The sequence below is a fragment of the Burkholderia sp. IMCC1007 genome, from assembly GCF_027257875.1.
Lineage (GTDB): Bacteria > Pseudomonadota > Gammaproteobacteria > Burkholderiales > Burkholderiaceae > Burkholderia.
In genome coordinates this window covers 12,479-32,630 of record NZ_JAPVQY010000031.1, presented here as the reverse complement: position 1 = coordinate 32,630, position 20,152 = coordinate 12,479, and the positions used below count along the sequence as shown (strand labels likewise).

The window sequence follows — 20,152 nt, the reverse complement described above, 5'->3', positions numbered from 1 at the left end:
GTGGCGATCCCGTTCAGTGAGTGGCGGGGGACGGCGCGATACGCGCCAGGATCCGCAGATCGTCGCCGATCCGCTCGACGCTGTGGAACGCGAGCCGCGTCCTGGCGTCGAGGTTCGCCGGCGCGGCGAGGTCGAACATGCCGGCCGCGTCGCTGCCGAGCAGGCTCGGCGCGAGATACACGAGCAGCTCGTCGACGCACTGTTCGCGCAGCAGCGAGCCGTTCAGCTTGTGGCCGGCTTCGACGTGCAGTTCGTTGACGCCGCGCGCGCCGAGCGCCGCCAGCATCGCGGGCAGGTCGACCTTGCCGTGCGCGTTCGCGAGCGGCACGATTTCGGCGCCGCGCGACTTCAGCACGTTCGCGCGGACCTCGCCGGCCGCATCGAGCCGGCCGCAGAAGATCAGCAGCGGCGCGCCTTCGAGCAGGCGTGCATCGAGCGGCAAGTCGAGGCGGCTGTCCACCAGAATGCGTTGCGGCTGGCGCGGCGTGTCGATGCCGCGCACGGTCAGCAGCGGATTGTCCTCGCGCACGGTGCCGATACCGGTGAGGATCGCGCACGCGCGTGCGCGCCACGCGTGACCGTCGAGGCGCGCGGCCTCGCCGGTGATCCACTGGCTTTCGCCGGACGGCAGCGCGGTGCGCGCGTCGAGCGACGCGGCCGTCTTCATCCGCACCCACGGGCGGCCGCGCGTCATCCGCGATACGAAACCGATGTTCAGTTCGCCCGCTTCGCTCGCCAGCAGCCCGCAGCGCACGTCGATGCCGGCATCGCGCAGCATTCCGAGGCCGCGCCCCGACACCTGCGGGTTCGGGTCTTCCATCGCCGCGACGACCTTCGCGACGCGCGCTTCGATCAGCGCGTTCGCGCACGGCGGCGTGCGGCCGAAGTGGCTGCACGGCTCGAGCGTCACGTACGCGGTGGAGCCCGCGACGTCATGGCCGCGCGCACGCGCATCCTTCAGCGCCTGCACTTCCGCGTGGTCCTGGCCGGCCGGCTGCGTGAAGCCTTCGCCGATCACGACACCGTCCTTGACGATCACGCAGCCGACGCGCGGATTCGGCGCCGTCGTATACATGCCGCGCGCCGCCAGTGCGAGCGCACGCTCCATGTGGGCGAAATCGGTATCCGAGAACATGCGCGCGGACCCGGGTCAGGCGGCGAGTGCCGCGAACGCGCGGCGCGCGGCCGCGAGCGTCGCGTCGATCACCGCGTCGTCGTGCGTGCTCGACACGAAACCGGCCTCGTACGCGGACGGCGCGAAGTACACGCCTTCGTCGAGCATCAGATGGAAGAAGCGGTTGAAGCGCTCGATGTCGCTCTTCGTGACTTCCGCGAAGCTGGTCGGCACGCGCTCGGCGAAGTACAGGCCGAACATCGCGCCGATCGAGTCGGCCGCGAACGGCACGCCGGCCGCGCGCGCTTCGGCCGCGAGGCCGTCGGCGAGGCGCTTCGTCTGCGCGGTGAGCGCGTCGTAGAAGCCCGGCGCCTGGATCAGCTGCAGCGTCTTCAGGCCCGCGGCGACCGCGATCGGGTTGCCTGACAGCGTGCCGGCCTGGTACACGCCGCCGAGCGGCGCGAGGTGGGCCATGATGTCGCGGCGGCCGCCGAACGCGGCAGCCGGCATCCCGCCGCCGATCACCTTGCCGAGGCAGGTGAGGTCGGCCGTGATCCCGTAATACGCCTGCGCGCCGCCGAGCGCGACGCGGAAGCCGCACATCACTTCGTCGAAGATCAGCACGGCGCCGTGCTTCGTGCACAGCGCGCGCAGCGCGTTCAGGAATTCCGGCGTGCCGCGCACGAGGTTCATGTTGCCGGCGACCGGCTCGACGATCACCGCGGCGATCTCGTCGCCGAACGCGCCGAACGCTTCTTCCAGCGCGGCGACGTTGTTGTATTCGAGGACGGTCGTGTGCTTCGCGATGTCGGCGGGCACGCCGGCCGACGTCGGGTTGCCGAACGTCAGCAGGCCCGAGCCGGCCTTGACCAGCAGGCTGTCCGCGTGGCCGTGGTAGCAGCCCTCGAACTTCACGATGCGGCTGCGGCCCGTGAAGCCGCGCGCGAGACGCAGCGCGCTCATCGTCGCTTCGGTGCCGCTCGACACCATCCGCACCTGCTCGATCGACGGCACGAGCTTGCAGATTTCCTCGGCGATCTCGATCTCGGCCTCGGTCGGCGCGCCGAACGAGAAGCCGTCGGCGAGCACGTTCTGCACGGCCGACAGCACCTCCGGATGGACGTGGCCGACGATCATCGGGCCCCACGAGCCGATGTAGTCGATGTACTGCTTGCCGTCGGCATCCCAGAAATACGGGCCTTGCGCGCGCGACACGAAGCGCGGCGTGCCGCCGACCGAACGGAAGGCGCGCACCGGCGAGTTGACGCCGCCCGGAATGGTCTTCTGGGCGCGTTCGAAGAGGATCTGATTGTTGGACATGAGCGAAACCTGCGAGAGAAGGGCGCGGGGGCCTGTGCACGGGCCGCGGCGCCTGCGGAACGATCGTCCGATTGTACCGGAGACGCGCGCGGCGGGCCCGCGGCGGGGTCTGCGGCCTTTCGGCGCGTGAGGAAACGAGTGGTGTGTCGATTCGGCCCGTTTATCTTGGCGGCTTGCGCTTGCCGGTCAGCTCGGCCCAGCGCTTCTCGAGCGGCCCTTCGACCATCGGCTTGATCGACGTGCCGGAACTCTGCGCGTCCCACGTCTGCACCGAGTACGGATGCACGCGCAGCGCGTCGCGCGGGATCACGACGTCCTGATGCGCGTCGACCAGCCAGTCGTACACGAAGTCGATGCAGAGCCGGTAGCCGCGTTTGGTCGCCGGATCGGGCACTTCATAGGGCGCGCGCGTCACGTAGCCCGAGCCGAACACGCCCTTCGGCTCCTTCGCGACGCGATGCAGGAACACGCGGTCGCCCGGCAGAATGCCGCGCGCGAAGCCGCAGCCCCACACGTCATGCACGGCCTCGCCGGCCTTCACGCGCGCGGCGACGTCGGGGAGCTCGGGCCACGGCCATTTCTTGGGGCTCCAGATCAGCAGGAAAGCGGTCATCGGTTCGGTCGTGCGGTTGAATTGGTCAGACGAAAGCGCGGTAGAGCAGCAAGCTTAATCGAATCCGCTCGCGACCCGCATGCGAGGCGCTCGCCCGCCTTGCGCCGCATAGGCCCGGCGGCATGCGAGAAAGTTGCGCGTACAATCATGGGCCTGATCGTGCCGCCTGCGGCGCGGCCTCCCGTCTTCACCGCCACGCGTGCCCCGATGCGCGCGGGCCCCAATCCGGATACCCATGTCCCACGTCGTCCGGCGCCGGCCCGATGCCCGGCTGATCCTGTTGCTCGGCGCACTCGCCGCCTGCGGGCCGATCGCTACCGACATGTACCTGCCGAGCCTGCCGTCGATTGCCGCAGGTTTCTCCGTGAGCCCCGGCGCCGCGCAGCGCACGCTGACGAGCTTCATGGCCGGCTTCTCGATCGGCATGCTCTTGTACGGCCCGTTGTCCGACACGTGGGGGCGCCGCCCGGTGCTGCTCGGCGGCATCGCGCTGTTCACGCTCGCCAGCATCGGCTGCTTCGTGTCGGGCTCGATCGACATGCTGATCTTCGTGCGCTTTCTGCAGGCGCTCGGCGCGGGCGCCGCGTCGGTGCTCGCCCGCGCGATCGCGCGCGACGCGCACGAGCCGACCGATGCGGCGAAGGTGCTGTCGATGGTCGCGATCGTCACCGCCGTCGGGCCGCTGCTCGCGCCGCTGATCGGCGGCCAGATCCTGCGCTTTGCCGGCTGGCGCGGCGTGTTCGTCGTGCTCGCCGTGTTCGGCGCGCTGTGCGCGGCGACCGCGTATCTGCGCGTACCCGAAACCTGGCCGAAGGAGCGTCGCAAGAGCGCGGCCGTGCTCGCGTCATTCGCGTCGTACGGGCGCATCCTGTCCGATCCCGTCGCATGGGGGCACATGCTGTGCGGCGGGATGGCGTTCGCGTCGATGTTCTCGTACATCACCGCGACGCCGTTCGTGTACATCGAATATTTCCACGTGTCGCCGCAACACTACGGGCTGCTGTTCGGGCTGAACGTCGTCGGGATCATGATCGGCAACTTCACCAACACGCGGCTCGTCGGCCGCCTCGGCTCGCTCCGTATCATCTCGGCGGCATCGCTCGTCAGCGGCATCGCGTCGCTCGCGGTCGCGCTCGTCGCGCTGACAGGGTGGGGCGGGCTGTGGTCGATCGTCGTGTGCCTGTTCTTCGTGGTCGGCGTGGTCGGGATCCTGTCCGCGAACTGCACGACCGACCTGATGCATCGCTATCCGCACAACGCGGGCGCGTCGGCGGCGGTGTTCGGTGCGATGCAGCTTGCGCTCGGCGCAATCGCGAGCGTCGCGATCGGTGCACTGGCCGACGGCACGCCGTTCGCGATGGGCGTGACGATCGGCGTTACCGGCGTGCTGTGCTTCGTCGGGCGCTATCTCGTGCTGCGCTGGCATGGACGGCCGGTGAGCGCCGACGCTTGAGCGGCGCGGCGGAGCTGGCGGAGGGGCGGCTGATAGGGCGGGCGTATATCGACGGTATTCGCCGAAGCGATAACACAAGCGAACACCACGTCGATGGAACCCCGCCAACCGGCAATGCGCGTCATGCATTGATTTCGACGTCTGCGTCACTTGGAGCGGTCTGACGAGCGATTGTCGAGTCGATAGCTGCGCTTCGGGTTGATCACGAACCGTTTGACCTGCGCATCGAGTTCCTGGCTGTGGTACAGGTCCAGGCATTTCAAGAAATCAAACCGGATGCCTTTGATTTCGGACTCGACGACCGGATTGCGATAGTCGCGTGCAAGAAAACGATTGACCAGCGATTTGCCCGCGTCGGGGTTCCGTTCCAGATCGAAGTCGGTCCAGTCCATCAGTGCGCTGGCGCTGCTTCCCGCGTCCATCGCAGCGGACGGTTCACTCCGATAAGCGGTCGCGATGCATTCGGCGAGCACCATGTCCTTGTCGTTCTGCGCGTAGGTTCGGGTGCCGGCCTGCGGCGACGGCGTTGCGTCCATTGCGTGGCCCGGTTGTGCCGCTAACGTCAGTACCCCAAACATCACACACCGGAGCAGCGGATTTTGTCTCATGGCAGATTCCACAGGTGTGTACGGAGCGAACACATCGCCTAAAAAATAAACCGGTCTATTTGGCGAGGTGCAATCACCGCGGCAGACTTTCCAAGCGCTGATTGTTCCACTCTCCATCCAAAATAGCCTGATAGAGCATGCCTAGAGTCAGTGGCACTTTGTCATATTTTTCTCGGCGTTTTCTGGAGAAAGCCATCAGTGCCACTTCAATCAGGCTGAAGCCCTCTCCTGAGAAGTAGCGATTGAGCTCGAAGTCTTCAACTTGCACCGGAAATTTATCGAAGAAGCTCTCCATGAACTCGACCGCATCGTCGTCAGTGATATCCAATTCGCCTTCGACGGCATGGCCTTTTGTGAGAATTTTTTCGGGACTCACACCGGCCTCCCTTTTCACGAAATCCTCAAACTCGTTCCATGTAAGCTGGCTCATCGGAGCACCCCCTCTCCGCAAACTGTTTGAACGTGATGCCGTCGATACCAATCGGAGTTCTGTGAGAAACGCGTCATGTATCGCGTCGGACCGAGACGGCGGCATCACTCGGAGTGAAGGAAGTTACCGAGTCTGGACATCCACTGACAATCGGACTTGTTCGAAAATGTGAGCGTGTACGAACGTATGACGTCACGTGCCGCGATGGATGGAATGCTCATCGACGATTGCCGGGCCGCTGTTGTTCGGGGCGGGGCCGCTCATGCAAAACACCCCGAACGCCGGGCTTGAAACCAGCGTTCGGGGTGCCGTGGATCGACGGATTTTCGCCGAAGCGTCAATCCCGCGCGACGTCCTTCGCCCCCGACGACGCACCGTGGCTCAACCAGTCGAGCACGTCGGCCGTTTCGTCGTCGCTGGCACGTGCCCGCGCCTGCGCAACGGCCTCCGGCAGCTCGCCGTTGGTCGACGCACGCCGGATCGCGACGCCGACCGCGAGGATGTCGATCATCAGCAGATGCAGGATCCGCGAGATCATCGACAACTGCGATTCGCGCATCTCGATGTGATCGGTCTCGAGCGCGACGGTCGCGCGCTTCGCGAGCGGCGTGTTGCTCGACGTGATCGCGATCACCTTCGCGCCGGCCTGCATCGCGACGTCGAGCACGCGCAGCAGCTCGGGCGCGCGTCCCGACTTCGACACCGCGACGATCACGTCGCCCTTGCCGAGCAGCGCGGCCGACGCGGCCTGCATGTACAGGTCGCCGTACGCGATCGTCGGAATCCCGAAGCGGAAGAACTTGTAGTGCGCGTCCTGCGCGACGATGTTCGAATTGCCGAGCCCGTAGAACTCGATGCGGCGCGCACTGTTCAGGATCTCGATCGCGTTCTCGACGTTCTCGAAATGCAGATGCTCGCGCAGTTGCAGGATCGCGGACACCGTGTTGTCGAGCACCTTCGCGCCGAAGTCGGTGGCCGTGTCGCCGAGATGCACCTGGCTGTGGCTCATCGGGATCGTGCCGGTGAGGCCGGTCGCGAGCTTCAGCTTGAAGTCCGACAGCCCCTGGCAGCCGAGCGAGCGGCAGAACCGGATCACGGTCGGCTGGCTCACGTCGGCCTTGCGCGCGATGTCGACGATCGGGTCGTTGATGATCGAGCGCGGATGGTTCAATGCGAGATCGGCCACGCGGCGCTCGGCCGGCGTCAGCGCGTCGCGCATCTGGCGGATCCGCTCGAACACGGCCGACGATGCACCGCCCGAACGGTTCGACAACTGCTCCGCGAGAATCGCCGACACGCCGAGGAACGCCGGGTATTCGGCGGTGATCAGGTAGGTCGGGATGTTCTCGAGATAGTGCGTGAAGCGGCCCTTCGCCTCGAAGCGCGCGCGGAACGACGAGCGCGTGAACAATTCGCCGAGCTTCAGCGCGACGCCGCCGCCGATGTACACGCCGCCGAGCGCGCCGAGCGTCAGCGCGACGCTGCCCGCGAACGCGCCGAGAATCCCGCAGAAGCATTCGACCGTTTCGAGCGCGAGTGCGTCGCCCGCATGCGCGCGCTCGACGATCTCGACCGTGTCGACGGTCGCGGCCACGCGCTTCTTGTCGCGCGCGGCGAGCGCACGATAGATGATCTCCATGCCGGGGCCGGCGCACACACGCTCGAACGACACGTGCGGAAACTTCTTGCGCGCGTACTGCAGCACGAGGTCTTCACGCTCGTCCTGCGGCGCGAACGACGCGTGACCGCCTTCGCTGCCGAGCGCGATCCAGCGGTCGTCGGCCGGAATCAGCCCCGACACGCCGAGCCCGGTGCCGGGCCCGAGCAACCCGATCACGCTGTTCTGGCGGCGCGCGCCGCCGCCGACCTGCACGCGTTGCGCATCGGTCAGGCCGGGCAGCGCCATCGCGAGCGCGGTGAAGTCGTTGACGACGAGCAGCGTGTCGAAGCCGAGCGCGCGGCGCGTCGCCTCGATCGAGAAGCTCCAGTCGTGGTTGGTCATCGTGACCTGGTCGCCGTCGACCGGGTTCGCGATCGCGATCGCCGCGTGGTTCACGCGGCTGATCTTCACGTCCTTCAGATACTTGCGGATCGCGTCGGTGATCGTCGGATAGTCGGCGCCAGGATAGACGCGGATCTGCGTGATCTCGCCCGGGGCGGTTTCCAGCGCGAAGCGCGCGTTGGTGCCGCCGACGTCCGCGAGCAGGCGCGGGCCGTCGGCATGCTGACCCGCGACGACCGCCTTACTTTGCGCACCAGTAGACATCGAGCTGGGTCCCCTTGTCGTTGGCCAGTTGGGAAATCGCGTTCTTCTGCAGCGACGCGGCCGCGGCGTCGAGCACGTCGCGTTTGCGGGCACCCGCGATCAGCAGGAACAGCCAGTCGACGCGCTTCAGCGCATCGAGCGAATAGCTCACGCGCGCATGCGGCGCGGTGCCGGGATGCACGGCGACGAAGCGTTCGGGCGTCGTGATCGCGTGGTCCCATTCGGGCGCGTCGGCGAAGATCGACGCGGTATGGCCGTCTTCGCCCATGCCGAGCACCGCGACGGTCGGCACGCGGTAGTCGGCGTTCGCGTTGAGCGCGGCGACGTGCGCGTCGAGCGACACGCGCGTGTCGACGAGCGGCAGGAAGCGGGCGGGGGCCGCCGCGTGCTGCAGCAGCGTGTCGCGCACGAGGTGCGCATTGCTGGCCGCGTCGTCCTCCGGCACCCAGCGGTCGTCGACCAGCGTGACGTCGACGCCGGCCCAGTCGAGCGCCGCGTGCGACAGCGTTTGCAGGAACGGGCGCGGGCTCGTGCCGCCGGACACCGCAAGCGTGGGGCGCACGGGGCCGCCGACCGCGGCGCGCAGCGCATCGCCGACGGCGCGCGCGAGCGCTTCGCTTTGCGCTTCCTGGGTGTCGAAAGCGTGGATCTCGATCACATCTCCTCCGGACTGCTTTGTCTGTTCAATTCGTGCGAATCGTGGGGCACGTTGCCGCGCGCATTCGCGCACGCGGCAACGGTTTGCATCAGTTTTCTTCTTCGAGCCAGCAGGTGTCGTGCTGCGCGAGCATCGCGCTCGACGCGGCCGGTCCCCACGTGCCTGCCGCATACGGCTTCGGCGGCTTCAGCGTGCGCGCCCATTCGTTCAGGATCGGCTCGACCCATTGCCATGCGGCTTCCTGTTCGTCGCGACGCACGAACAGGGCGAGCCGGCCGTTGATCACGTCGAGCAGCAGGCGCTGGTACGCCTCCATCTGTCCTTCCTTGAAGAACTGGTCGAACGCGAGGTCGAGGTGCACGCTCGCGAGGTTCATCCCTTCGCCCGGCTGCTTCGCGAGGCAGTACAGGCGGATCGTCTCGTTCGGCTGCAGCCGGATCACGAGACGGTTCGCACCGGGGCGCAGCGCGGTCGGCCCGAGCGCCGAGTGCGGCACCGGGCGGAAGTTGACGACGATCTCCGCGACGCGATCGGCCAGCCGCTTGCCGGTGCGCAGGAAGAACGGCACGCCGGCCCAGCGCCAGTTCTCGATCTCGACCTTCAGCGCGACGAAGGTTTCGGTCTGGCTGTCGGGCTTCACGCCCGGCTCGGTTGCGTAGGCCGGCACCTGCGCGCCCTTGATCACGCCTGCATGATACTGGCCGCGCACCGCGACCTTGCCGATGTCGCGCGGATCGACGGGCTTCAGCGCGCGCAGCACGCGCAGCTTCTCGTCACGCACCGAGTCGGAATCCATCGAGTGCGGCGGCTCCATCGCGACGATCGACAGCAGCTGCAACAGGTGGTTCTGCACCATGTCGCGCAGCGCGCCCGTATTGTCGTAGAAATCGCCGCGCGCCTCGACGCCGAGCTCTTCCGCGATCGTGATCTGGATGCTCTCGACCCATTCGCGGCGCCACAGCGGTTCGAACAACGCGTTGCCGAAGCGCAGCGCGAGCAGGTTCTGTACCGGCTCTTTCCCGAGGTAGTGGTCGATCCGGTAGATCTGGCCTTCCGCGAAGATCTCGCCGACCGCGTCGTTGATCGCATTCGACGACTTCAGGTCGTAGCCGAGCGGCTTCTCGAGCACGATGCGCGAGCCTTCGTTGAGGCCGACCGATGCAAGCGCCTTGCAGATCGGCACGAACAGCGACGGGCCCGTCGCGAGATAGAACACGCGGATGCCGGGCAGCTGCGCGACCGCGTCGCGCAGCACGACGTAGTCTTCCGCGCGGCCGAGGTCGAGCTTCACGTATTCGATGCGCTCGAGGAAGGATTTCCACGCGCTGTCGTCGAATGCGTTGCCGGCCGCCTTCGCCGCGTGCGGCTTCACGTGCGTGTCGACCCATTCGAGATAGCCGGCCCGATCCGATTCGTGACGTGCGACGGCAACGATCCGGCCGCTTTCCGCGAGCATGTGGCCGCGGTGCGCTTCGAACAGCGCGGGCAGGATCTTGCGCATCGACAGGTCGCCGGTGCCGCCGAAAAGTACGAAGGTAAAACTGGAATCGGTATGCATGTGTCTCCGCCGTGTTGGGGGCTGGGAAGCGAATCCGTAGTGCGATAAAAATATTTTTGACACTGAATTGTAGTTTAACTACAATCCGCCGCAAGGGGTAGCACCTGGGTGAAGAAAAAAAGAAGTGCGGTCGATGAGCTGCGCGAGCTTCGCCTTCGGGAACGCCTTGTGCCGAATGTTATCGGACATTGACGGCGCGCATCGTCCGCGCGCCGTCGCCCCGGGCTCGCGTCGCAGCATCGCGGCGGGCCAGAAACACAAAGAGGAGACACGCCGTTGAATCTCGATTCACGCTTTCTGTAAGAGCCCGGCCGGTCATCGGCCCCGTACGCTGCATGCGTCCCGCGGCTCGATTTCCCCGTCGTTTATCAAGAAGCCGGTTCCCGTCCAGGGAACCTCACGAGTTGATTCAGTCTGGAGGAGATAAGTAATGAAAGTTCGCTCGATCATGGGCGCGCTCTGCGCCGCGGGTCTGATGGCTGGCGCCGGGGCGGCGCAGGCGGCCGAGAACGTGACGGTGCTGCACTGGTGGACCTCGGGCGGCGAGTCGAAAGCCGTCGGCGTGCTGAAGGACGACGTGCAGAAGCAGGGCTACGTATGGAAGGACTTCGCGGTCGCGGGCGGCGCGGGCGCGGCGGCCATGACCGCACTGAAGACCAAGGTGATCAGCGGCGACGCACCGTCGGCCGCGCAGATCAAGGGCCCGCTGATCCAGGACTGGGCCGACCAGGGCGTGCTCGTCAACATCGATTCCGTCGCCGGCGACTGGAAGAAGAACCTGCCGCCGGAAATCGACAAGATCGTGCAGTACAAGGGCCATTACGTCGCCGCGCCGTTCTCGGTGCACCGCGTGAACTGGCTCTACATCAACAAGGCCGCGCTCGACAAGGTCGGCGCGAAGGTGCCGACCACCTGGCCCGAATTCTTCGCGGTCGCCGACAAGCTGAAAGCCGCCGGCATCCAGCCGGTCGCGATGGGCGGCCAGCCGTGGCAGGACCTGACGCTGTGGGAAGACGTCGTGCTGTCGCAGGGTTCGGCGTTCTACAAGAAGGCGCTGGTCGATCTCGACCAGGCGACGCTGACGTCGCCGCAGATGGTGTCGGTGTTCGACACGGTGCGCAAGATCCAGGGCTACTTCGACACGGGCCGTAACGGCCGCGACTGGAACCTCGCGACCGCGATGGTCATCAACGGCAAGGCCGGCATGCAGTTCATGGGCGACTGGGCGAAGGGCGAGTTCGAGACCGCCGGCAAGAAGGCGGGCAAGGACTACGTCTGCGCGCCGGTGCCGGGCACCGCGAACGCGTACACGTTCAACGTCGACTCGTTCGTGTTCTTCGAGCAGAAGGGCCAGAAGGCCGCGACGCCGGGCCAGCTCGCGCTCGCGAAGACGATCATGACGCCGGAGTTCCAGGAACAGTTCAGCCTGCTGAAGGGCTCGATCCCGGTGCGCCTCGGCGTGAAGATGGACAAGTTCGACGACTGCGCGAAGAAGTCGTACGCCGACGAGCAGGTCGCGATCAAGTCCGGCGGCTACGTGCCGTCGCTCGCGCACGGGATGGCGCAGAACGACGCGACGGCCGGCGCGATCACCGACGTCGTGACGAAGTTCATGAACTCGCAGCAGGATTCGAAGAGCGCGGTGGCCGCGCTCGCGAAGGCCGCGAAGGTGAAGTAAAACGCGACGGGCGCCCGGCCGGACACGCACGATCGGCCGGGCGCTCTTGCATGTGCAGCAAACGGGCTCGCCCGCGGGCCCGCGCCGTAGCGGCGCCGGCCCGGCCTGCGTCGCCCTCGTTCCAGGAGTCGAATCAAGTGGCTGCCCCTCTTAGCGGAAACGGATCCGGCGCTGCCGTCGCGCGGCGCACGTCGCCGATGTCGGCCTTCGCCGATCGCTGGATTCCGAAGCTCGTGCTCGCGCCGAGCATCGCGATCGCCGTGGTGTTCATCTACGGCTTCATCCTGATTACCGGCTATCTGTCGCTGACCAAATCGCGGCTGTTGCCGAACTACGAATTCGACGGCTTCGGCCGTTACACGGACCTGTTCCAGAACGACGTGTGGTGGACCTCCGCCGCGAACCTCGGCTGGTTCGGGATTCCGTTCATCGCGATCTGCGTCGGGCTCGGCCTGTTCCTCGCGATCCTGCTCGACCAGAAGATTCGCAACGAAGGCGCGCTGCGCGCGATCTTCCTGTACCCGATGGCGCTGTCGTTCATCGTGACCGGCACCGCGTGGCAGTGGATCCTGAACCCGGGCCTCGGCCTCGAGAAGGTGATGCACGACTGGGGCTGGACGAGCTTCTCGTTCGGCTGGCTCGACGATCCGGACAAGGCGATCTTCTGCGTGGTGATCGCGGCCGTGTGGCAGTCGACCGGCTTCGTGATGGCGCTGTTCCTCGCGGGGCTGCGCGGCGTCGACGGCGAGATCTTCAAGGCCGCGCAGGTCGACGGCGCGACGCTGCCGACCATCTACCGCAAGATCGTGATCCCGAGCATGCGCCCGGTGTTCTTCTCGGTGCTGCTGATCCTCTGCCACATCACGATCAAGACCTTCGACCTCGTCGTCGCGCTGACGGCGGGCGGCCCGGGCACGTCGTCGTCGCTGCCGGCCATGTTCATGTACACGTTTTCGTTCAACCGCGGCCAGCTCGGGCTGGGTGCCGCGTCGTCGGTGATGATGCTCGCGACCGTGGTCGCGGTGCTGGTGCCGCTGATGTATATGGAATCGAGGAGCACCCGCAATGCAGCCTAAGATGACAATCAGCCGGGCCGTGATCTATGCGGCACTGATCCTGTTCGCGCTGTATTTCCTGTTCCCGATCTACGTGATGCTGTCGACGTCGTTCAAGGACCTCGACCAGCTGCGCACCGGCAACCTGCTGACGCCGCCCACCTCGTGGACCGTCGACCCGTGGGTGAAGGCGTGGAGCGGCGCGTGTACCGGCGTGCGCTGCGACGGGATGAAGCCGTTCTTCCTGAACTCGCTGCAGATGGTGATTCCGGCCGTGCTGATCTCGTCGCTGGTCGGCGCGTTCAACGGCTACGTGCTCACGCACTGGCGCTTTCGCGGCGCGGACGCGCTGTTCACGATGATGCTGGTCGGCTGCTTCATCCCGTTCCAGGTGATCCTGCTGCCGATGGCGCGCCTGCAGGGGATGCTCGGCCTCGCGAACACGATTCCGGGCCTCGTGTTCGTGCACGTCGTGTACGGGATCGCGTTCACGACGATGTTCTTCCGCAACTTCTACGTGAGCGTGCCGGCCGAACTCGTGAAGGCCGCGCGCATCGACGGCGCCGGCTTCTTCACGATCTTCACGAAGATCCTGCTGCCGGTGTCGCTGCCGATCTTCATGGTGTGCCTGATCTGGCAGTTCACGCAGATCTGGAACGACTTCCTGTTCGGGATCGTGTTCTCCGGCGTCGATTCGATGCCGATCACAGTTGCGCTGAACAACCTCGTCAACACGTCGACGGGCGTGAAGGAATACAACGTCGACATGGCCGGCGCGATCATCGCCGCGCTGCCGACGCTGCTCGTCTACATCGTCGCCGGCCGCTACTTCGTGCGCGGGCTGACGGCGGGCGCGGTGAAGGGGTAAGCGCGGCTTCATCCGATACGACGAACCGGCCGCGCAGCACGCGCGGCGCATCGAAACGAACCCGACGCGGCGCCTGCGTGCGCCGCGCGAGACGAGACAGAGGATTCACAGCATGGCAAGCCTTTCCATCCGTGACGTGTACAAGACCTACCCGAACGGGGTGCCGGTCCTGAAGGGTGTCGACATCGAGATCGAGGACGGACAGTTCCTGATCCTGGTCGGCGGCTCGGGCTGCGGGAAATCGACGCTGCTCAACATGATCGCCGGGCTCGAGACGGTCACGAGCGGCGAGATCTGCATCGACGGCAAGGTCGTCAACAACCTGTCGCCGAAGGATCGCGACATCGCGATGGTGTTCCAGTCGTACGCGCTGTATCCATCGATGACGGTGCGCGAGAACATCTCGTTCGGCCTGAACATCCGCAAGGTGCCGAAGAACGAACAGCAGCAGATCGTCGACCGCGTGTCGGCGATGCTGCAGATCCAGCATCTGCTCGACCGCAAGCCGGGGCAGCTGTCGGGCGGCCAGCGCCAGCGCGTCGCGATGGGCCGCGCGCTCGCACGCGATCCGTCGCTGTTCCTGTTCGACGAGCCGCTGTCGAACCTCGACGCGAAGCTGCGCATCGAGATGCGCGCGGAAATCAAGCTGCTGCACCAACGCCTCGGCACGACGATCGTCTACGTGACGCACGACCAGATCGAGGCGATGACGCTCGGCGACCGGATCGCGGTGATGAAGGATGGCGTGGTCCAGCAGTTCGGCGCGCCGCAGGAGATCTACGATTCGCCGTCGAACCTGTTCGTCGCGGGCTTCATCGGCGCGCCGCCGATGAACTTCATCAATGGCAAGCTGGTCGAGCAGGGCAGCGGGATCGCGCTCGAGATCGACACGGGCCTCGCGCGCAGCGCGCTGAACCTGCCGTTCGACGCGGTGAAGCTGAAGTCGCACGTCGGCCGCGAGGTGATCCTCGGGCTGCGCCCGGAGCGCATCACCGACGCGCGCAACGCGCACAACGGCGAGGCGTCGAAGCTGCAGCCGATCGACGTGCGCGTCGACGTGACCGAGCCGACCGGGCCGGACACGCACGTGTTCGCACAGGTGAACGGCAAGCGGATCGTGAGCCGCGTGCATCCGGCCGCGAACCCGCAGCCGGGGCAGACGCAGTCGCTGCTGTTCGACGTGTCGAAGGCCGTGCTGTTCGATCCGGCGTCGGAAGAGCGGATCGCGTGACGCGGCGCTTGCGCTGAATGAAAGAAGGGGCCGTTTCGATGAACGGCCCCTTTGTCGTTTCGGCGATGCGGCTGACGCGTCCGCGATGCGCCGGTCAGTGCGGCAACCGCACGTCGAACTTGAACGTCGCGAGCCGTGCGACGAGGATGAAGCCGGTCGCGAGCAGCACGCTGTACACCGAGTCGAACTGCAGCCACACGAGCAGCAGGTAGAACCAGCAGCCGACGAACGCGCAGGTCGCGTACGGCCGCGAATCGCGCAGGATCAGCGGGATGTCGTTGCACAGCACGTCGCGGACGATCCCGCCGACCACGCCGGTGATCACGCCCATCATCACCGCGATGAAGCGCGGCATTTCGGCGTCGAGCGCGATCGACGTGCCCGAGATGCTGAAGATGCCGAGCCCGATCGCATCGGCGATCAGCAGCAGCCGTTCGGCCGACAGCCGCGACAGCATCCGCAGCACGAACGGTGCGAACAAGGCGAGCACGAAGATCGCGATCACGTAGTCGTCGTGCACGACCCAGTAGAACGGCCGGCGCTCGAGCAGGATGTCGCGCAGCGTGCCGCCGCCGAACGCGGTCGCGAGCGCGACGACGAACGTGCCGACCGAGTCGAGCCGGTTCTTGCGCGCCTCGATGAAGCCCGAGATCGCGAAGGCCAGCGTCGCGATCGCCTCGAGTATCGCGATCGCGAGCGTCAGCCTAGGATGCGGCACGCGGCCCCCGGTCGGCCGGTGCCGCGTGCGGCTGCAGCAGCACGAGCACCGCGCCCGCGCCGCCGTCGTGGCCGCGCGCCTCGCAGAATGCGATCACTTCTTCCTTCTGCACGAGCCACGCGCGCACCTTGCCCTTCAGCACCGGCTCCTTGCCGATCGAGCCGAGCCCCTTGCCGTGGATCACGCGCAGGCAGCGCAGCCCCTTCTTGCCGGCCTCGCGGATGAATTCCGCGAGCGCATCGCGCGCTTCGTCGCGCCGCATGCCGTGCAGATCGATCTGCGCCTGCACGATCCACGCGCCGCTCCTCAGCTTGCGCACGACGTCGCGGCTGATGCCGGGGCGGTGGTAATACAGCGAGTCGTCGCTGTCGAGCAGCGTCTCGGGATCGAATTCGTCGGACAGCGTCGCGTTCAGCACGGCTTCCTCGTCGCGCTGCGTCTGCTTCGGTACCGGATCGGGCGGCGTGCGGCCGGACTTCGCGCGCGGCGGCGCGTTCAGCGGCCGGATCGCGCCGATTTCGTTGCGGAACAGATTCGCGTCGGCCTCTGCCTTGCGCTCGGCCTTCGCGGTTTCGATGCGCGCGCGCTCGCGGCGCTCGGCTTCGCCTTGCAGCGACTTGCGCAATGCGCCGAGGCCCGCGAGGCCCTGGCCGCGCAACGCGGCCGCATCGGGCGCGGGCGGCGGCGTTTCAGGCGCCGGGGTCACGGGGCGGGCAGCGATCTTCCGCTTCGCGGGATCGCTCGGATGGGGCTGGTTCTTCGCCATGATTCGGTAACGGGGCAGGCGCGTTCGGGCGCGCGGACACAAAAAAGCCGCTGCGCGGCGGCAGCGGCTTTCCGGTCGAGCCCGCTGCGCGGCAGCGGACGCCATTGTAGCGCCGGCCGCGGCGAGGCTCCCGGCTTACTTCTTGTCGTGCAGGCTTTCGAGGTAGCGCTGCGCGTCGAGCGCGGCCATGCAGCCCGTGCCGGCGCTGGTGATCGCCTGGCGGTACACGTTGTCCTGCACGTCGCCGGCGGCGAACACGCCCGGCACGCTCGTCGACGTCGCGTTGCCCTGCAGGCCGCTCTTCGTCAGGATGTAGCCGTCTTTCATCTCGAGCTGGCCCTGGAACAGGTCGGTGTTCGGCTTGTGGCCGATCGCGACGAACACGCCCTGCACGGTGAGGTCCTGCTTCTCGCCGGTCTTCACGTTTTTGATGCGCAGGCCGGTCACGCCCGAGTCCTCGCCCGTCACTTCGTCGAGCACGTGATCCCACTTGATGTCGACGACGCCTTCCTTTTCCTTCTCCAGCAGGCGGTCGATCAGGATCGGCTCCGCGCGGAACTTGTCGCGACGGTGGATCACCGTGACCTTCTTCGCGATGCCGGTCAGGTAGAGCGCTTCCTCGACGGCCGTGTTGCCGCCGCCGATCACCGCAACTTCCTGGTTGCGATAGAAGAAGCCGTCGCAGGTCGCGCAGGCCGACACGCCCTTGCCCATGAATGCTTCCTCGGACGGCAGGCCGAGATACTGCGCGGACGCGCCGGTCGCGATGATCAGCGAGTCGCACGTGTATTCGCCCGAGTCGCCGATCAGGCGGATCGGCTGCTCGTGCAGCTTCGCGGTATGGATGTGGTCGAACACGATTTTGGTGTTGAAGCGCTCGGCGTGCTCCTGGAAGCGCGCCATCAGTTCCGGGCCTTGCACGCCCTTTGCGTCCGCCGGCCAGTTTTCGACGTCGGTCGTGGTCATCAGCTGGCCGCCCTGCGCGATGCCGGTGATCAGCACCGGGGACAGGTTGGCGCGTGCCGCATAGACGGCAGCCGTGTAGCCGGCGGGGCCGGAACCGAGAATCAGGACTTTGGCGTGTTTGGGCGTGGACATGTGCGAATCCGTAAAAGGCGGCTGCGGCGGGCGGGATAAGGCTCGCCGGACGGTCCGGGTTGACCGGGATGCCGTCATAGATGGGTATCAGACGCGCATTATAAAGGCCCCGTTGCTGCGCTGCCGAACGAGAGTTTCAATCGTCGCGATAGCGTTTCGCGGCGCACCGTCCGTACCGGGGCAGCGGGCCGGGCGGCGGTCTGCCATGCGGTGGCGCGTTGTCGCAGGGGCGCGCATCCGGCCGGCTCGCGGCCGCTGGCGGCGCCGGTGCGGCGCCCCGTCCCCGTTATGTAACCGTCATTTACACTTGACGGCCCGATGCAGCGTTTACAATAAGCGCGATCGAACGACAGGCGGGCGCGCGGCCCGTCCTCTTTATACGGATTCATGGCAAAAGCTCCTTATTCCGCCCAGGCACAGGCGTTGCCGCACCGGATGTCGAAGCTCCTCACGGAGATCCGCTGGATTCTCCAGGTTGCGCTCTGCGCGTTTCTGGTGATGGCCCTGTTGAGCTACAGCCGGCGCGATCCGAGCTGGACGCACGCAGCACAGGTGGACCACATCTCGAACTGGGCCGGGCGTGTCGGCGCGTGGACGGCCGACATCATCCTGCTGCTGTTCGGCCTGTCGGCCTACTGGCTGATCGTGCCGCTCGGGCGGCGCATCGCCGTCAACTACCGGCGCATCACGCGTCACGAGGCGGTCGCCGACGAGCCCGAGCGGCCGATCGGCTGGCTCACCGAAATCCTGTCGTTCGTGCTCGTCGTGCTCGCGTGCGACGGCATCGAGGCGATGCGGATGTGGTCGCTGAAGGTGCAACTGCCGCGCGCGCCGGGCGGCGTGATCGGCGAGGCCGTCGCGGGCGCGATGTCGCATGCGTTCGGCTTCACCGGCGGCACGCTGCTGCTGCTGATCCTGCTCGCGATCGGTCTTTCGCTGTATTTCCGCTTCTCGTGGCTGTCGGTGTGCGAGCGCGTCGGCGGCGCGATCCTGTCCGCCGTCACGGTCGCGAAGCTGCGTCGCGAAGCCGAGCGCGATCGCAAGCTGGGCGAGGCCGCTGCCGTGCGCCGTGAAGGCAAGGTCGAAGAGGAGCGCGTGCGCATCGAGGATCACGAACCGGTGACCATCGTGCCGCCGGTCGTCACGCCGGCGAAGTCCGAGCGCGTCGAGCGCGAGCGCCAGGTGCCGCTGTTCACCGACCTGCCGGGCGACTCGACGCTGCCGCCGGTAGCGCTGCTCGATCCCGCGCCGAAGACGCAGGAAGCGATCTCCGCCGACACGCTCGAATTCACGTCGCGCCTGATCGAGAAGAAGCTGAAGGACTTCGGCGTCGAGGCGAGCGTCGTGGCCGCGTATCCGGGCCCGGTCGTCACGCGCTACGAGATCGAGCCGGCCACCGGCGTGAAGGGCAGCCAGATCGTCAACCTCGCGAAGGATCTCGCGCGATCGCTGTCGCTCGTGTCGATCCGCGTGGTCGAGACGATCCCCGGCAAGAATTACATGGCGCTCGAGCTGCCGAACCAGCGACGCCAGACGGTGCACCTGTCCGAGATCATCGGTTCCGAGGTCTATGCAGCGGCCGCGTCGGCGCTCACGCTGAGCCTCGGCAAGGACATCGGCGGCAAGCCGGTGTGCGCGGATCTCGCGAAGATGCCGCACCTGCTGGTGGCCGGCACGACCGGCTCGGGCAAGTCGGTCGGGATCAACGCGATGATCCTGTCGCTGCTGTACAAGGCCACCGCCGAGCAGGTGCGCCTGATCCTGATCGATCCGAAGATGCTCGAAATGAGCGTCTACGAAGGCATTCCGCACCTGCTGTGCCCGGTCGTCACCGACATGCGCCAGGCGGGCCATGCGCTGAACTGGACGGTCGCCGAGATGGAGCGGCGCTACAAGCTGATGAGCAAGCTCGGCGTGCGTAATCTCGCGGGCTACAACAACAAGATCGACGACGCGGCGAAGCGCGAGGAAAAGATTCCGAATCCGTTCAGCCTGACGCCGGACGATCCTGAACCGCTTGGCCGCCTGCCGAACATCGTCGTCGTGATCGACGAGCTGGCCGACCTGATGATGGTCGTCGGCAAGAAGGTCGAGGAGCTGATCGCGCGGATCGCGCAGAAGGCGCGTGCGGCCGGCATCCACCTGATCCTCGCGACGCAGCGTCCGTCCGTCGACGTGATCACCGGCCTGATCAAGGCGAACGTGCCGACGCGGATCGCGTTCCAGGTGTCGTCGAAGATCGACTCGCGCACGATTCTGGACCAGATGGGCGCCGAGTCGTTGCTCGGGATGGGCGACATGCTGTACCTGGCGCCCGGCACCGGGTTGCCGGTGCGCGTGCACGGCGCGTTCGTCGCCGACGACGAAGTGCATCGCGTCGTCGAGAAGCTCAAGGAGCAGGGCGAGCCGAACTACGTCGAAGGGCTGCTCGAAGGCGGCACCGTCGACGGCGACGAGGGCTCGGCCGGCGCGGGAACCGGCGAAGGCGGCGACGAGTCTGATCCGCTGTACGACCAGGCGGTCGAGATCGTCATCAAGAACCGCCGCGCGTCGATTTCGCTCGTGCAGCGCCATCTGCGGATCGGCTACAACCGCGCGGCGCGGCTCCTCGAGCAGATGGAGCAGTCGGGGCTCGTGTCGGCGATGTCGTCGAGCGGCAACCGCGAAATTCTTGTGCCGGTGCGCGACGCGGAATGAGTCCGCGGCGCCCGCAGCGCC

17 protein-coding genes are annotated in these 20,152 nt (G+C 66.7%); 6 read left to right on the top strand and 11 right to left on the bottom strand.

Going from position 1 to position 20,152, the window contains the following annotated elements; all coding sequences use genetic code 11:
* Positions 1–13: 13 nt before the first annotated feature.
* The 3 genes from ribD to O1Q03_RS23925 form a co-directional block, all read right to left on the bottom strand.
* Positions 14–1,135 (bottom strand): bifunctional diaminohydroxyphosphoribosylaminopyrimidine deaminase/5-amino-6-(5-phosphoribosylamino)uracil reductase RibD, encoded by a 1,122-nt coding sequence (ribD, locus tag O1Q03_RS23935; protein WP_269506500.1) that lies wholly within the window; start codon positions 1,133–1,135, stop codon positions 14–16.
* 15 nt (positions 1,136–1,150) lie between these two features.
* Positions 1,151–2,434 (bottom strand): glutamate-1-semialdehyde 2,1-aminomutase, encoded by a 1,284-nt coding sequence (gene hemL / locus O1Q03_RS23930; RefSeq protein ID WP_175720514.1) that lies wholly within the window; start codon positions 2,432–2,434, stop codon positions 1,151–1,153.
* 160 nt (positions 2,435–2,594) lie between these two features.
* Positions 2,595–3,047 carry a hypothetical protein gene (locus O1Q03_RS23925; RefSeq protein WP_059448147.1) on the bottom strand — a complete coding sequence of 151 codons (453 nt, stop codon included), beginning with the start codon at positions 3,045–3,047 and terminating at the stop codon, positions 2,595–2,597.
* Positions 3,048–3,282: 235 nt separating this feature from the next.
* Between O1Q03_RS23925 and O1Q03_RS23920 the strand changes: the two genes are divergently transcribed.
* The gene (locus O1Q03_RS23920) at positions 3,283–4,500 is read left to right on the top strand and encodes a Bcr/CflA family multidrug efflux MFS transporter (RefSeq protein ID WP_269506499.1); all 1,218 of its coding nucleotides are present in this window, start codon (positions 3,283–3,285) and stop codon (positions 4,498–4,500) included.
* Positions 4,501–4,646: 146 nt separating this feature from the next.
* Here O1Q03_RS23920 and O1Q03_RS23915 read toward each other — a convergent pair whose 3' ends face one another.
* The 5 genes from O1Q03_RS23915 to zwf all read right to left on the bottom strand — a co-directional run bounded on the left by O1Q03_RS23915 (position 4,647) and on the right by zwf (position 10,020).
* Complete coding sequence (locus O1Q03_RS23915; protein WP_269506498.1) at positions 4,647–5,108, bottom strand: type VI secretion system amidase immunity protein Tai4; 462 nt, start codon at positions 5,106–5,108, stop codon at positions 4,647–4,649.
* A gap of 73 nt (positions 5,109–5,181) precedes the next feature.
* Positions 5,182–5,538, bottom strand: coding sequence for a DUF1493 family protein (locus O1Q03_RS23910; RefSeq protein ID WP_269506497.1), 357 nt, complete (start codon positions 5,536–5,538; stop codon positions 5,182–5,184).
* Between the two features lie 337 nt (positions 5,539–5,875).
* The gene (locus O1Q03_RS23905) at positions 5,876–7,804 is read right to left on the bottom strand and encodes a bifunctional transcriptional regulator/glucokinase (protein ID WP_269506495.1); all 1,929 of its coding nucleotides are present in this window, start codon (positions 7,802–7,804) and stop codon (positions 5,876–5,878) included.
* Positions 7,782–8,462 (bottom strand): 6-phosphogluconolactonase, encoded by a 681-nt coding sequence (pgl, locus tag O1Q03_RS23900; RefSeq protein WP_269506494.1) that lies wholly within the window; start codon positions 8,460–8,462, stop codon positions 7,782–7,784. Before pgl ends, O1Q03_RS23905 begins: the two co-directional genes overlap by 23 nt.
* An 88-nt stretch (positions 8,463–8,550) precedes the next feature.
* On the bottom strand, positions 8,551–10,020 hold the full coding sequence (gene zwf / locus O1Q03_RS23895; protein ID WP_269506492.1) for a glucose-6-phosphate dehydrogenase: 1,470 nt from the start codon (positions 10,018–10,020) through the stop codon (positions 8,551–8,553).
* Positions 10,021–10,450: 430 nt separating this feature from the next.
* On the opposite strand from zwf, the gene O1Q03_RS23890 reads away from it, so the two are divergent.
* The 4 genes from O1Q03_RS23890 to O1Q03_RS23875 all read left to right on the top strand — a co-directional run bounded on the left by O1Q03_RS23890 (position 10,451) and on the right by O1Q03_RS23875 (position 14,852).
* Positions 10,451–11,698 (top strand): ABC transporter substrate-binding protein, encoded by a 1,248-nt coding sequence (locus O1Q03_RS23890; RefSeq protein ID WP_269506491.1) that lies wholly within the window; start codon positions 10,451–10,453, stop codon positions 11,696–11,698.
* A gap of 137 nt (positions 11,699–11,835) precedes the next feature.
* Entirely contained in the window at positions 11,836–12,774 is a 939-nt protein-coding gene (locus O1Q03_RS23885; RefSeq protein ID WP_269506490.1) for a carbohydrate ABC transporter permease, read from the top strand.
* Positions 12,764–13,621 carry a carbohydrate ABC transporter permease gene (locus O1Q03_RS23880; RefSeq protein ID WP_269506489.1) on the top strand — a complete coding sequence of 286 codons (858 nt, stop codon included), beginning with the start codon at positions 12,764–12,766 and terminating at the stop codon, positions 13,619–13,621. Before O1Q03_RS23885 ends, O1Q03_RS23880 begins: the two co-directional genes overlap by 11 nt.
* Before the next feature lie 112 nt (positions 13,622–13,733).
* Positions 13,734–14,852 carry an ABC transporter ATP-binding protein gene (locus O1Q03_RS23875; RefSeq protein ID WP_269506488.1) on the top strand — a complete coding sequence of 373 codons (1,119 nt, stop codon included), beginning with the start codon at positions 13,734–13,736 and terminating at the stop codon, positions 14,850–14,852.
* A 94-nt stretch (positions 14,853–14,946) separates the two neighbouring features.
* On the opposite strand, the gene O1Q03_RS23870 is transcribed toward O1Q03_RS23875, so the two are convergent.
* From O1Q03_RS23870 to trxB, 3 genes are all read right to left on the bottom strand, one after another.
* Entirely contained in the window at positions 14,947–15,570 is a 624-nt protein-coding gene (locus O1Q03_RS23870) for a trimeric intracellular cation channel family protein (RefSeq protein WP_011544829.1), read from the bottom strand.
* Positions 15,557–16,336, bottom strand: coding sequence for a Smr/MutS family protein (locus tag O1Q03_RS23865; RefSeq protein ID WP_269506486.1), 780 nt, complete (start codon positions 16,334–16,336; stop codon positions 15,557–15,559). The genes O1Q03_RS23870 and O1Q03_RS23865 overlap by 14 nt, the downstream gene beginning before the upstream one ends.
* A gap of 135 nt (positions 16,337–16,471) precedes the next feature.
* Positions 16,472–17,434, bottom strand: a complete 963-nt coding sequence (gene trxB / locus O1Q03_RS23860; RefSeq protein ID WP_269506485.1) for a thioredoxin-disulfide reductase — start codon at positions 17,432–17,434, stop codon at positions 16,472–16,474.
* A 387-nt stretch (positions 17,435–17,821) separates the two neighbouring features.
* On the opposite strand from trxB, the gene O1Q03_RS23855 reads away from it, so the two are divergent.
* A complete protein-coding gene (locus O1Q03_RS23855; RefSeq protein ID WP_269506484.1) occupies positions 17,822–20,131 on the top strand; it encodes a DNA translocase FtsK in 2,310 nt (769 codons plus the stop codon).
* The last annotated feature ends 21 nt before the right edge of the window (positions 20,132–20,152 follow it).

Bases quoted from the DNA above. Each gene is read 5' to 3' on its own strand.
- ribD (WP_269506500.1), bottom strand. From the start codon at position 1,135: ATGTTCTCGGATACCGATTTCGCCCACATGGAGCGTGCGCTCGCACTG.
- hemL (WP_175720514.1), bottom strand. From the start codon at position 2,434: ATGTCCAACAATCAGATCCTCTTCGAACGCGCCCAGAAGACCATTCCG.
- O1Q03_RS23925 (WP_059448147.1), bottom strand. From the start codon at position 3,047: ATGACCGCTTTCCTGCTGATCTGGAGCCCCAAGAAATGGCCGTGGCCC.
- O1Q03_RS23920 (WP_269506499.1), top strand. From the start codon at position 3,283: ATGTCCCACGTCGTCCGGCGCCGGCCCGATGCCCGGCTGATCCTGTTG.
- O1Q03_RS23915 (WP_269506498.1), bottom strand. From the start codon at position 5,108: ATGAGACAAAATCCGCTGCTCCGGTGTGTGATGTTTGGGGTACTGACG.
- O1Q03_RS23910 (WP_269506497.1), bottom strand. From the start codon at position 5,538: ATGAGCCAGCTTACATGGAACGAGTTTGAGGATTTCGTGAAAAGGGAG.
- O1Q03_RS23905 (WP_269506495.1), bottom strand. From the start codon at position 7,804: ATGTCTACTGGTGCGCAAAGTAAGGCGGTCGTCGCGGGTCAGCATGCC.
- zwf (WP_269506492.1), bottom strand. From the start codon at position 10,020: ATGCATACCGATTCCAGTTTTACCTTCGTACTTTTCGGCGGCACCGGC.
- O1Q03_RS23890 (WP_269506491.1), top strand. From the start codon at position 10,451: ATGAAAGTTCGCTCGATCATGGGCGCGCTCTGCGCCGCGGGTCTGATG.
- O1Q03_RS23880 (WP_269506489.1), top strand. From the start codon at position 12,764: ATGCAGCCTAAGATGACAATCAGCCGGGCCGTGATCTATGCGGCACTG.
- O1Q03_RS23875 (WP_269506488.1), top strand. From the start codon at position 13,734: ATGGCAAGCCTTTCCATCCGTGACGTGTACAAGACCTACCCGAACGGG.
- O1Q03_RS23865 (WP_269506486.1), bottom strand. From the start codon at position 16,336: ATGGCGAAGAACCAGCCCCATCCGAGCGATCCCGCGAAGCGGAAGATC.
- trxB (WP_269506485.1), bottom strand. From the start codon at position 17,434: ATGTCCACGCCCAAACACGCCAAAGTCCTGATTCTCGGTTCCGGCCCC.
- O1Q03_RS23855 (WP_269506484.1), top strand. From the start codon at position 17,822: ATGGCAAAAGCTCCTTATTCCGCCCAGGCACAGGCGTTGCCGCACCGG.